Below are 12,487 nucleotides of genomic sequence, written 5' to 3'. Positions count from 1 at the left end.
TTGTCTATCCAATCAAATAAGGAATATTGCTTATCAGAGTATCTGTATAATTTATCAATGTTTTTAATAACCAAGGCCCTGCTAATATTAGAGCCAAAAAAGTAACAAATAATTTAGGTATAAAACTTAAACTGGTCTCATTGATTTGAGTCGCAGCCTGAAACATCGATATGATTAGTCCAACAATCAATCCTGGTAATATCAACACTGCCAGTAATAACAAAATGATATAAACACTGTCGCTAAACAACGAAACAACCGATTCTGGGGTCATATAGCCTCCTAGGCAATGGCAAAACTTGACGCAAGTGAACCCAAAACCAAGGTCCATCCATCGACCATCACAAACAACATGATTTTAAAAGGCAAGGAAATAATCAAGGGTGAAAGCATCATCATACCCATAGCCATCAAAACGCTGGATACAACAAGATCAATAATTAAAAAGGGTAAAAATAATATAAATCCTATCTGAAATGCGGTTTTTAACTCGCTAGTGATGAAAGCGGGGATGAGAACACTCATAGGAATTTCATCTACAGTTTTTGGTACATTGTGAGCAAATTTTTCAAATAAAGACAAATCATTTTTTCTCGTTTGATTTAGCATAAACTGGCGAAGCGGCTTTTGCGCATTGGATAATGCCAGAGAAAAATCAATCCTTTCATCCATATAGGGTTGTAGTGCCGTTTCATTGATTTTATTGAATACTGGTGACATAACAAAATAAGTCATAAACAAAGCAATGCCTATTAATATTTGATTGGTAGGCGTCTGAGCCATCCCTATTGCCTGTCGTAAAATTGACAAGACAATAATTATCCTTGTAAATGATGTCATCGCCATCAGTAACCCTGGCAAAACAGTCAATAAAGTCATAAAAATTAAAATTTGCAGATTGATACTATAAGATTGCGAACCATTAACTCCAGGCTGCATTGTGACAACAGGAAAGGATAAAGGATCTGCATGACCTGTAATAGGTAATAAGAAAAATACTATAAGAATCAGTAACCAACTTTTACTTTTCATTTATGATTTTCCTATCGCTGATTTCAGCACATCGGTAAAAGACGATTTATGATCAGCATCAAACCCCTCAGGAAGTTGATTACCAAAATCACATAAGAGATTAATAGAATAGGAACTTACGCCTACTAATAAATACCTGTCCCCAGTTTTCAGCAATACAACTCTTTCCTTTGGACCTAACACTATGCTTGCTATAGTTTGAAAGCCTTTAGATGAAGTAATACTTACTTTATGCATACGTTTCACTATCCAAGATAAAAAAATAATAATGAATAAAACAAACAGGAGCCCTGAAATGATTCGTATCAGTTCGCCATGGCTGATCGCGTTTGGGCTTAAAGAAGATGACCAAGCGACCGTACTAATTAGAGAAAGGCTCAAAAATGTCAAATAGAGTACTTTATTTTTCATTTGAGACGTTTTATTCGTTCAGCCTTGCTAACAATATCAGTTAATCTGACACCAAATTTATCGTTAACCACTACGACTTCACCATGGGCGACTAAAGTACCATTGACCAGCACATCAAGGGGATCTCCAGCTAAGCGATCAAGTGCTACGATGCCTCCCTGATTTAATTGAAGTAAATTACGAATAGTCATTTTGGTCCGACCGATTTCTACTGTCACTGAAACAGGGATATCTAAAATTAATTCCAATTTTTCACTGCCAGGATCTGGATTCAGTGGATTCCCTTGATTTAATTGCTCCATAGTGGTTTCGTTCACTTGAGTCATCCTTGTCCCCTAATAACGTATTGTTTTAATTATTTTCAAAGCTCGTTTTTCATTTGCACTACCTAAGGTCGCAGTAAAGCTTGGTGTTCCCTCTATGTCCAAGGTCACTTCGTCATTCATTTCCAAAGGTACGAAATCTCCTACTTTCCAGGACATTACTTGCCCTAAAGTACTCACGGTTTCAGCCATTGAAGCACTTACCGTCAATTCAACGTCCATAAGCTCTTCTTTCAGAGAATTAATCCAATTAGGATCGATTTCATCATCTGGTCTTGATGCCCCCAACTCCAATTGTTGCTTGATTGGCTCAAGCATAGAGTAAGGTAATATGAAGTAAAAGGCTCCCGTTTCCTTACCAAAATTTAATATGAACCGTGCCACAAGCAACATTTCTTCTGGCTCGGCAATATTCACTAATTGGGGATTTGTTTCGTCATTGAATTTTGTTACATCCAGTTGAATTATGGGTTCCCAGGCATGCATTAAATTAGCTACCAGCTTTTTAGTTACGACTTCCATAACACGAAGCTCAGTAGCAGTAAAATCCGTTTTATCCTTTTGTGCACCAAACTGGCTATTTCCGCCAAAATAATAATCGACCAAGTCATACACAAAGGTACTATCAAACAGAATAATTCCTTTACCACGAAGAGGCTTGAATTTATAGATACTTATCAGGCTAGGGTTAGGTAAACTCTGCATAAACTCCTTATGCTTTGTAATAAGTAGAGGATCCTGTTTAATTTCAAAATCTCTAGCCGTTAAATGATAAATATCTGCTGCAAACAGACGAACTGCCCTATCATAGATCTTGTCTAATACCGGAAGCTGTCCTTTAACAATACGTTCTTGTCCAGTAAAATTAAGTGTTTTGACACTATCTTCTGCCGTTTTTTTGTCAGAATCAAATGAGGAACTTACTTCCTGGTTAGCAGTATCTTCTGATTTCTTACGAGCTGGCTGCTCTGTTGAGTTCACCGCTTCATTACTCGTTTCATCATCAATTGACTCATCCACTGAATCCAGTAATGCATCGATCTCTTCTTGTGATAACACATCTTTCTCAGTCATAAGCAATCCATTTGCATCTCAACCAGGTTTTCAATCTTTTTTAAAGTTGAAGTGTTGATTAGTTTAAAATCAAATTCCTAAATGAATAACAATCAAAGAATAATTATGTTTATGCAAAGCCTATGCCATTCAAAAAATATTTTGATAAATCAAATAGATAATCTAATAATACGACTTTGATTAACTCATTCAATGTGACTCTGTCAAAGTATTGACATAAAAAACCTCAAGACTTTATTGATTACTTTGCCTTTATAGAGTTTATCCTGATAAAAGAACATGGGACCATTATGCTCATAATCCTTATACTTTAAGCTTTAAAATATTTCTTGAGGGTACACTTAATCTGCTGCTTGTTGTTCGCATTTATCTTCAGCTAAACTTTGGCAATTGGAATTACAATCTATTTCTTCAGAGGTTAAACAAACATCATCCAGACATTGCTGATAATTCTCCCCAACACATTCTTCCATATTTAATTTATCCGTGCCTTCATCCAGGTTAGGAATATCTGCTGCAAATGCTATCAAGGAAAAGAAGAAAAAACAGGTTACGCTGACAAGATTGAATATTTTGTTCATTAGAATACCTTCAAATGAGATTTGATTTAATTATAGACAGCGTATAACCTTTGATCCTGTTTCCATAATAAAAAAATCATGCGACACTCAACTATCTATTTTAAAAAAAATTCTGATATGCGCAGCAAAAAAATCATATTAACTAATTTTACCCACGCAATATATAGTGAATCCTATTGCATAAGACCTGATACAGAGAAAGAACTTATTCACTATATTGCCCAAAATCGGCCTAAAAACATGCTAACAAGAGGGGTGGGATTGAGTTATAGCGATAGCTGTCTAAATCAAGATGGTCTGGTAATTGATACTAGTCGCTTGAATCATTTCATCGATTTTGATGTCGAAACTGGCATTGTGGTATGTCAGGGTGGAACACCATTTAAGGATCTGTTTTTACTTCATGATGAATTCATTCCCCCTGTTCTCCCAGGCACAGCATTTGCCACCGTAGCAGGTGGAATAGCCCATGATGTTCATGGTAAAAATAACCATTCTGCAGGGAGTTTTGGCCATCATATTTCCTGGTTTGATTTATTGATAGGTGATCAAATCATGCATTGTAGCCGGGAAAAAAATAGTGATTTATTTTTCGCAACTATAGCAGGTTTAGGTTTAACAGGCATTATTACGCAAGTCGCTATTCGCCTTAAAAAAGCACCACGCCAACTGGCAATAAAAAATAAGCCATTTGCATCTATCCAAGAATTAATTGCAGAAATGACGGTTTATGGTCTGCAACAAGATTATCAAGTAGCCTGGTTAGACTTGTTATACTCAGAACCCCGATCCATTTTATCAACAGCAAATTATTGTGAATCCCCAACCTGTCCTGATAAAAAATTTAAAAGTTATAGCCTGCCTAAATTACCATTTGGACTTATCAAAAAATGGAACATAAAATTATTTAATCAATATTTTTACTTAAGACAAAAAGAAAATGAAATAATGAGTCTCACCCAATACAACAACCCTCTGGATAAAATATCACATTGGAACCGACTTTACGGACCCAGAGGCCTCATCCAGTTTCAAGCCGTATTTGATCAAGATAAGGCCATACAAACTATTAATCGCCTGGCAGAGATTATTAGGGCTCATAATGCTACTCCAACCCTCACTGTCCTCAAATTATTTACACAACCTGGATTAGGTTTGCTTTCCTTTTGTCGACCTGGATTTACTCTGGCTATTGATTTTATTAATAATCCCCAGGCCAAAAAAGCGATAAGCGCGATGAATCAATTCATGGTAGAAAATGATGGATGTATTTATTTGGCTAAGGATTTATTACTAAGCCCAGAACAATACTTTACAATGTACGAAAATCAATCGAAATTTGCTCAAATACTTACAAAATATCGATGCCCCATGCGTTCAGATCTTGCAATTCGTTTAGGAATCATAAAATGATGCAGAGAAAATGGGTTATTTTAGGAGCTACTTCAGTTATTGCCGAACAATTCGCACATCTTGCTGCGCTAGCTGGTAACCATTTATGTTTGGTTGCACGTAATTCCGAACAACTAGCCTTAATCTCAAAAGATATTCAATTGCGATATAAAATCCCTTGTGACGCGATCGCCATGAATTTATCCGAGCCTAATGAGCAATTGCTTACCATTTTAGAAACCGGAGAAAGAGAATTAGATTTATTTATTGCGCATTGTGATTTCACCGATAATAGCCATTTGAATCCTCAATCGATTAAACATTTAATTGATACCAATATCTCATCTACGGCGATCTTGATTAATACCTATTTACAATCGACACAAGAAAGACATCATATCGTTTATTTAAGTTCTGTTGCTGCCTGCCGCGGCCGCGCCAAAAATAGTCTTTATGGCGCCAGTAAAGCAGCAATTGAACTATTTCTCGAAGGTTTGCAACAAAAAGCAACTCCACGCCAGAATATCTTAATCGCTCGTCTTGGATACATTGATACAAGACAAACTTATGGACTATCAGGAATTTTTTACGCGGCACAACCTCATGAATGTGCAAAGGCATGCTGGGAAAAAATAAATCATAAAAAAAGATTTTTTTACTATCCTTCTTTCTGGAAAGTAATCATGGGTATTATTACAAAGCTCCCTTTTTTCATTTATAAAAGAATAGGAAAAATATAAGTAATATTATCGCAACAATTCGTTTTTATCAGTTATAACCTCAGTTATAGGCTTTTGTAGAATGATAAAAACTATCCTAGTATTAATTTAAGCCATATCAGGATTGGTATTAAAATAATGAATATTGCTGATTTGCAATCTTTTCTTGCAGTCGTGGAGCTCCACTCTATCTCTTTAGCTGCAAAAAAATTGCATATTACTCAACCTGCTTTAAGTAAAAGAATTAAAAAACTTGAATCAGAGTGGAATACTCAACTTTTTATTTCTTCAGGATTAAGAACTGAGCTCACTGAAAAAGGAAAACAATTATTGCCTTATGTTCGACAGATGGTTTATCTGAGCGATGAGTTAATTAACAATACCGGTAAAGATAAAAAAAAGCCTCAATTACTGCTTAATATTGGTACCACAGTATACATTGCTCAGACCATTATTCCTCCTCTGATTATCCATATGAACTCCTTGGACTTGAACTATTTTATTAACACGAAACTGATTGCTGACAAAGATGTAGCTCTTGGTTTAAGTGAAGGGACTTATGATCTGATTATCTCCCCGTTCATGAATAATTCTGCTGAAATTAAATCTGTACCTTTATGGAGAGAAAAACTTATTCCTGTTGTCGGAATATCACATCCTCTGGCACAAATTAAAGAAAAGCTATCCTTTACTGAATTAGTTGAATTTGATGCCGTACTTATGGAAAAAAACTTTATAATACGCCGAATTATTGATAAAGAAGCCGAAAAACAAAAGTTGACACTCAAAATAAGAGCTGAAGCCAATATAATTTATAATAACATTGCTCTTGTCGAACAGGGTATGGCCTGGAGCATGATTAATGAACGCTTATTGAATCCTAATTTAAATCCACTCGAACTATCTGATTATGCTCCCAGCATTGATTTTTATTGTCATTTTCTTAAGAAACGTACAGATGAACGATTGATCCGTATTTTTATTGATAATTTGGTCAATTGGGTTAATACCTCGAGTGAATTAAGTTCTTTTTCTCTTGCTAATTAGAAAACCTCTTTATAGCCTTGTCGAGGCATCTGCAGAACCCCAACCCCTGTTTCAAGAAATCTCTCAGGCTACAGATACCCGTTAAAAATTACCGATTTAAGTCAGCTTTGCACTATCTAAACCACTGTAATCATTTTCAGTAACTTCGTCTTCTTCCTGTTCTGCTATCAAATAAGCAGATGAAGCACTATTGTTACCAAAAATTCCCAATTGAACTCTAACTGAGCTACTACTGCTTGATGATGCTCCTGATTGTTGGGTAGCATGAGTACTTACAGCATCCTCAGAGCGCGATATTACTCTAATTTCTTCTTTTATCTTCGCATGACCATGATTCATTTTTTTAATTTTTCTTGTTAATTCAGAAATTTCTATATTCAGTTTTTCTAATTCTTCTGTTAATTCCCCTAACTGTTTATTTAATTCCTTTTTATTCTTCTTTTTAAGAGAGGAGTCCTTCAATTGAGTTTCTACAGCATCAATCTGAGATCTCAACATAGATGCTTGTAGCATCAAGCTTTTCATAGGAACGACAACTATTCTTCTGGATTCACTTCCCATATGTGTTAATTTTTCAATGATATTATGTCGAGTATTAGCCAAGTGCTCTAACTTGTCAGCATGCCTTTCTTTAAAAGGAACTCCGCTATCAGGATGCGCAATAAAACATTCCAGGATGGGTTTCAACTGATTAGTAAATTGTATTAATCCCAACAAATCTTCTGCAGGGTATAAACCAAACTCGTTAGTGAAATGAGGAGCCATAATAATAGCAAGATTTTTCCATGTCATTAGATTGGTTTCATGAAAGCCTCCTGCCGTATGCATTAAGTAACAATAATGATAAAGAATTTCTCCAACCCGTTGATGGTCAAGTATTTTTGAAAGTAATAAAGAATCAATAAAATTATCCAGCAACTGTACTATTACATCAGTATTTTCGACATCACTCTTGTCAGAACCCAATAGATTTTTTAATTCTGTCGTAAAATGCTTGAGCAATGGATCTCCGGTTTTCAACAATACACTTTCTTTAAGAACTAAAGGTAACATTCCCAAAACATTATTCAGATGTAAATTATTTATCTGGCCATCTTCTACGATATAATCCGCCAAATTCTGTACACTAAAATTCTCATCAATGATTTGCTCAAGCAACTTTTCAGATTCTTCTCTTGATCCAGCCAGTCGAAATACTCCTGGTCTATTTAATAGCTCTGGGTTTTGTGATACTAATTGGGCAACACTACGAAATACATTGACAATCACATGACTACTATATGGTGGCGGCATAGCAAATTCTCCGATTAAATTTTGTGCAAAATATCATGGGATCAAAATTAAATCAATTCTTCTTAATGAAATACAAATCTGAGTTTTTCAAGCCACATTAAGGTCTTTTGGATTAATTTCATCTCAAATTTTTACTTGAGATGAAATTTATGTTCCAGGATAAAATCTTGATTGTCTAATACAAAACGGCCCATTAAAATAGGCCGCTCCTGATTAATTTGAGGGGAAAAAGTCACTTTAAAATTTTAATCACTGGTAATATTGTTTTTATTACCCCAAAAAATTGCAAAATATAAATGATTAAAATGATTAACACCAAAACATTTAACAGACTTTTAATAGCCCCAGGCATAGGTATAAAAACATTAATTAACCATAGGCCTACACCAAAAACCACTATCACTGCGATTAAATTCAGTAAGTCATTCATAATAGTGCTCATTAGTGAACCAATGTTTATATTATAGCAAATCCCCAGATAATTTGCTTTTAAGTAATCCCAAAGAGTAATCTAAAAAATATTAAAAATTTTCAATCATTTCCTTTATTTCCTTGATCTTGCCGTTCAAATCTTCAGGAACAACCCCTCCACCTTGAGCCATGTCATCTCGACCACCTCCTTTACCGCAGAGATGCCTTACTAATTGAGCAGCACTTGGTGCTTTACCAATAATATTCTTACTCACTCCGGCAATGACATTCATTTTATTCTGTTCAACAGTAAATAATATTATCACTCCTGAATCAATTCTTGATTTTAATTGATCCATAGTATGGCGCATGGTTTGGCTATCCATACCTTCTAACTGCTTAATCAATAAATTAATACCCTTAATCTGCTCCACCTCACCCAGAATATCTGCTCCAGATTGTTGTGCTTTTTCACTTAAAAGTTTTGCAATCATTTTTTCTTGATTTTTATTATCATTCAATAATTGAGAAACTTTTTCCTGTAGATTATTAGGTGTTGTTTTAAGGATAGCTGCCAGATTATTCATAAATCCTAATTGTTCATTAACCCAAGCCAATGCATAACGACCCGTAACCATCTCAATCCGCCTGATACCACTGGCAATGCCATATTCTGCTACGATTTTGAAAAGACCTATATCTCCAGTCCGTCGTGCATGAGTTCCTCCACAAAGCTCCTTGGAAAAGTCACCCATGGATAATACCCGTACCGCATCGGAGTATTTTTCCCCGAATAAAGCAACAGCACCACTTTGCTTGGCTGATTCAATGTCCATTACTTGAGTTATTACTTCATTATTAGCTCGAATCTGCGCATTAACTACCTCTTCAATTTGCAGGATTTGTTGAGGAGTCAATGGCTCAAAATGAGAAAAGTCAAAACGTGCCCGTTCAGCATCAACCAAGGATCCTCTTTGTTGAACATGTTGTCCTACAATTTTTTTTAAAGCAGCATGCAACAAATGAGTTGCAGTATGATTCAATCGAATTGCATCACGTCTTATATTATCCACTTGCGCATGAATCGATAAATCTAAAGTCAGCTCGCCTTTGATTACTTCTCCATAATGTACGACGGCTTGTCCTACTTTTTGTGTATCATCCACTTGAAAAGAAAATTCTTTTCCTATGAGTAAACCTTTATCTCCTACCTGACCACCACTTTCAGCATAAAATGGGGTATGATCAAGAATTACAGCGCCTTTTGCTCCCTTATTAAGGGATTTCACTTCTTTACCTTCTTGAAGTAATCCAATAATCTTTCCATCCATGGATTCTTTTTCATACCCATGAAATTCAGACTGATGATCCAATTGAGACACGGCGTGATAATCGGTAGTAAACTGACTGGCAGCCTGAGACTGCTCTCTTTGTTGTTGCATCAATTGATTAAAGGCTTCCATATCAATATGCAAACCTTGTTCACGAATGATGTCTGCTGTCAAATCGATAGGGAAACCATAAGTATCATACAACTTGAATGCTACCTCTCCTGATAGCTCCTGACCTTTCAAGTTTTTAATATGATCTTGCAATAAACGCAATCCTTGCTCCAAAGTACGGATGAACTGATTTTCTTCTTGTTGCAAGATCTTTTCTATATGCGCTTTTGAATTGATTAATTCGGGATAAGCATCCCCCATGACGTCAATTAAAGGCTGAACAAGTTTGGAAAAAAATGGGCTGGGCAAACCTAATTTATTTCCATGTCTGACTGCTCTGCGGATAATTCTTCTTAATACATATCCCCTGCCTTCATTACTAGGCAAAACCCCATCAACTATCAAAAAAGAGCAGGAACGAATATGATCTGCAATCACTTTTAAGGAAGTATGATTTAAATCGATACCGTACCCCAATTGTGCTATAGCTTTAATCAAATACTGAAAACTATCAATTTCATAATTACTATGGACACCTTGAATAACTGCAGCTAATCTCTCCAATCCCATGCCAGTATCAACTGAGGGCTTTGGCAAGGGGTGCAAACATCCCTCTCTATCCCTGTTAAACTGCATGAATACTAAATTCCATATTTCTATATAACGATCTCCGTCTTCATCTGGGCTGCCTGGGGGACCACCCGCTACTTCAGGTCCATGATCATAAAAAATTTCCGTACAGGGACCACATGGACCTGTATCCCCCATTGACCAGAAATTGTCTTTTTCTCCGCATCGAGAAAACCGCTCGGGAGATACCTTCATTTCCTTTAGCCAAATATCCTCTGCTTCCGAATCTTCTTTATAAACTGTAACCCACAGCCGTTCTGTCGGTATGTGTAACACTTCTGTTAGAAATTCCCAAGCATATTGAATGGCTTCGCGTTTAAAATAATCGCCAAAACTAAAATTACCCAACATTTCAAAAAATGTATGGTGTCTCGCCGTATAGCCAACATTTTCCAGATCGTTATGTTTACCACCCGCACGCACACAGCGCTGCGCTGTAACAGCACGCTGGTAAGGACGGGTTTCAAGACCTAAAAAAAGATCCTTGAATTGCACCATACCTGCATTGGTAAATAGCAAAGTGGGGTCATTTGAAGGGATCAATGAACTAGAAGCTACTAATTGATGACCGCGTTGAACAAAATAATTAAGGAATGCTTGTCTAATTTCAGAACTTTTCATTTTTTAATATTTACCAGTTAAATTAAGTAAGAAGATTTAACCTCTTTAAATACCTTTGAAATAACATCCCTATCAAACCCTCGATACAGCAAAAAGCGCTGCTGTTTTTGCATTTCACTATAAGAGAAATCATCCTGTCTCTTAAATTTTTTCTCCCATGCCCGCAAAGCATAATCAACCCAATTATCTCTTTCTTCCTGTAGAACACTTTGAATGAGTTCAGGGTCTACACCCTTGTTTTTTAGTTCCTGCATGATCTTTAAAGGGCCATAGCCTTGATGAATTCGAACTCTGATATAGCTTTCTACATAACGTTCATCACTCTGATACCCAAGACGTTGGCATTCATTCAAAGCATTTTGAACATCATTGAGATTAAATCCTTTTTGTTTCAGTTTATCACATAACTCCATAGCGCTATACTCGCGCCTGCTTAACAGGCGCAAGGCGCTATCGAATGCTTTAGTCATCTATAGTCTCAAAAAGATCTTCTGATGAACTAGCCAACACAGACAATTTTTTTTCCAACAGTTCGGTACGGATTTGTTGTTCAAGCTCTGCAGCGACTTGGGGATTTTCTTTCAAATATAATCTGACATTTTCTTTACCCTGCCCGATTTTTTCCTGTTTGTAGCTGTACCAGGCGCCTGATTTCTCAATTAAATTCAATTGAACACCCAGATTAATAATTTCACTCTCACGAGATATACCTTCGTTATATAAAATATCAAACTCTGTCATTTTAAACGGTGGAGCTACCTTATTTTTAACTACTTTAACCCGGGTTTCACTACCTAATATTTCTTCACCCTTTTTAATTGAACCAATACGACGAATATCCAAACGAACCGAAGCATAAAACTTCAAAGCATTACCCCCTGTAGTAGTTTCAGGGCTACCAAACATCACGCCAATTTTCATGCGTATTTGGTTAATAAAAATAACCAGTGTGTTTGAACGTTTAATATTAGCGGTCAATTTACGCAGAGCTTGCGACATCAGCCTTGCTTGTAAACCAACATGGGAATCGCCCATTTCTCCCTCAATTTCTGCTTTGGGAGTCAAGGCAGCAACCGAGTCAATGATTACTACATCAACTGCTGCTGAACGCACCAGCATATCAGTAATTTCCAGAGCTTGCTCGCCTGTATCTGGCTGAGAAACCAGAAGCTCGTCCACCTTCACACCGAGTTTCTGAGCATAGCTGGGATCCAGAGCGTGTTCCGCATCGATAAATGCTGCTGTACCGCCCATTTTTTGACATTCAGCGATCACTTGAAGAGTGAGTGTGGTTTTACCTGAGGACTCAGGGCCATAAATTTCAACAATACGGCCTTTTGGCAAACCGCCTATCCCTAAGGCAATATCAAGACCTAATGAACCGGTAGAGATTGCTTCGATATCCCGAGATACCGTGCTATCTCCCATGCGCATTACAGACCCTTTGCCAAATTGGCGTTCAATTTGCGAAAGCGCTGCTGATAGTGCTTTTTGTTTATTCTCTTCCATAA

General features: G+C 36.5%; 14 protein-coding genes. 3 read left to right on the top strand and 11 right to left on the bottom strand.

Annotated features, from left to right (window positions below):
* Positions 1–4 precede the first annotated feature (4 nt).
* The 6 genes from fliQ to CC34_RS0114115 all read right to left on the bottom strand — a co-directional run bounded on the left by fliQ (position 5) and on the right by CC34_RS0114115 (position 3,421).
* Positions 5–274: a flagellar biosynthesis protein FliQ gene (fliQ, locus tag CC34_RS0114140; protein ID WP_027227846.1), complete on the bottom strand. Its 270-nt coding sequence runs from the start codon at positions 272–274 to the stop codon at positions 5–7.
* 8 nt (positions 275–282) lie between these two features.
* Positions 283–1,032 carry a flagellar type III secretion system pore protein FliP gene (gene fliP / locus CC34_RS0114135; RefSeq protein ID WP_027227845.1) on the bottom strand — a complete coding sequence of 250 codons (750 nt, stop codon included), beginning with the start codon at positions 1,030–1,032 and terminating at the stop codon, positions 283–285.
* Positions 1,033–1,443: a flagellar biosynthetic protein FliO gene (gene fliO / locus CC34_RS1000000117730; protein WP_027227844.1), complete on the bottom strand. Its 411-nt coding sequence runs from the start codon at positions 1,441–1,443 to the stop codon at positions 1,033–1,035.
* Positions 1,440–1,769 carry a flagellar motor switch protein FliN gene (gene fliN, locus CC34_RS0114125; RefSeq protein WP_027227843.1) on the bottom strand — a complete coding sequence of 110 codons (330 nt, stop codon included), beginning with the start codon at positions 1,767–1,769 and terminating at the stop codon, positions 1,440–1,442. Before fliN ends, fliO begins: the two co-directional genes overlap by 4 nt.
* 9 nt (positions 1,770–1,778) lie before the next feature.
* Positions 1,779–2,840 carry a flagellar motor switch protein FliM gene (gene fliM / locus CC34_RS0114120; protein ID WP_027227842.1) on the bottom strand — a complete coding sequence of 354 codons (1,062 nt, stop codon included), beginning with the start codon at positions 2,838–2,840 and terminating at the stop codon, positions 1,779–1,781.
* Positions 2,841–3,181: 341 nt separating this feature from the next.
* Positions 3,182–3,421, bottom strand: a complete 240-nt coding sequence (locus CC34_RS0114115) for a hypothetical protein (RefSeq protein WP_027227841.1) — start codon at positions 3,419–3,421, stop codon at positions 3,182–3,184.
* Positions 3,422–3,538: 117 nt separating this feature from the next.
* On the opposite strand from CC34_RS0114115, the gene CC34_RS0114110 reads away from it, so the two are divergent.
* From CC34_RS0114110 to CC34_RS0114100, 3 genes are all read left to right on the top strand, one after another.
* Positions 3,539–4,834, top strand: a complete 1,296-nt coding sequence (locus CC34_RS0114110) for an FAD-binding oxidoreductase (protein WP_028378096.1) — start codon at positions 3,539–3,541, stop codon at positions 4,832–4,834.
* On the top strand, positions 4,831–5,553 hold the full coding sequence (locus CC34_RS0114105) for an SDR family NAD(P)-dependent oxidoreductase (protein ID WP_028378095.1): 723 nt from the start codon (positions 4,831–4,833) through the stop codon (positions 5,551–5,553). The genes CC34_RS0114110 and CC34_RS0114105 overlap by 4 nt, the downstream gene beginning before the upstream one ends.
* Positions 5,554–5,670: 117 nt before the next feature.
* Positions 5,671–6,579 carry a LysR family transcriptional regulator gene (locus CC34_RS0114100; RefSeq protein WP_028378094.1) on the top strand — a complete coding sequence of 303 codons (909 nt, stop codon included), beginning with the start codon at positions 5,671–5,673 and terminating at the stop codon, positions 6,577–6,579.
* A 96-nt stretch (positions 6,580–6,675) separates the two neighbouring features.
* On the opposite strand, the gene CC34_RS0114095 is transcribed toward CC34_RS0114100, so the two are convergent.
* From CC34_RS0114095 to recA, 5 genes are all read right to left on the bottom strand, one after another.
* Positions 6,676–7,872, bottom strand: coding sequence for a Rho GTPase-activating protein (locus CC34_RS0114095; RefSeq protein ID WP_028378093.1), 1,197 nt, complete (start codon positions 7,870–7,872; stop codon positions 6,676–6,678).
* Between the two features lie 232 nt (positions 7,873–8,104).
* On the bottom strand, positions 8,105–8,302 hold the full coding sequence (locus tag CC34_RS0114090; protein WP_032831911.1) for a Thivi_2564 family membrane protein: 198 nt from the start codon (positions 8,300–8,302) through the stop codon (positions 8,105–8,107).
* Positions 8,303–8,393: 91 nt separating this feature from the next.
* Positions 8,394–10,976, bottom strand: coding sequence for an alanine--tRNA ligase (alaS, locus tag CC34_RS0114085; protein ID WP_028379634.1), 2,583 nt, complete (start codon positions 10,974–10,976; stop codon positions 8,394–8,396).
* A 17-nt stretch (positions 10,977–10,993) separates the two neighbouring features.
* On the bottom strand, positions 10,994–11,446 hold the full coding sequence (gene recX / locus CC34_RS0114080) for a recombination regulator RecX (protein WP_028378090.1): 453 nt from the start codon (positions 11,444–11,446) through the stop codon (positions 10,994–10,996).
* Positions 11,439–12,485: a recombinase RecA gene (gene recA / locus CC34_RS0114075; RefSeq protein WP_010947527.1), complete on the bottom strand. Its 1,047-nt coding sequence runs from the start codon at positions 12,483–12,485 to the stop codon at positions 11,439–11,441. Before recA ends, recX begins: the two co-directional genes overlap by 8 nt.
* Positions 12,486–12,487: the final 2 nt, after the last annotated feature.

Origin of the sequence: Legionella pneumophila subsp. fraseri (genome assembly GCF_000586315.1) — a bacterium.
In the GTDB taxonomy this organism is placed as follows: Bacteria; Pseudomonadota; Gammaproteobacteria; order Legionellales; family Legionellaceae; genus Legionella; species Legionella pneumophila_B.
Note: the sequence above shows the minus strand (reverse complement) of the source record. Positions and strands in the feature narration are given on the sequence as shown.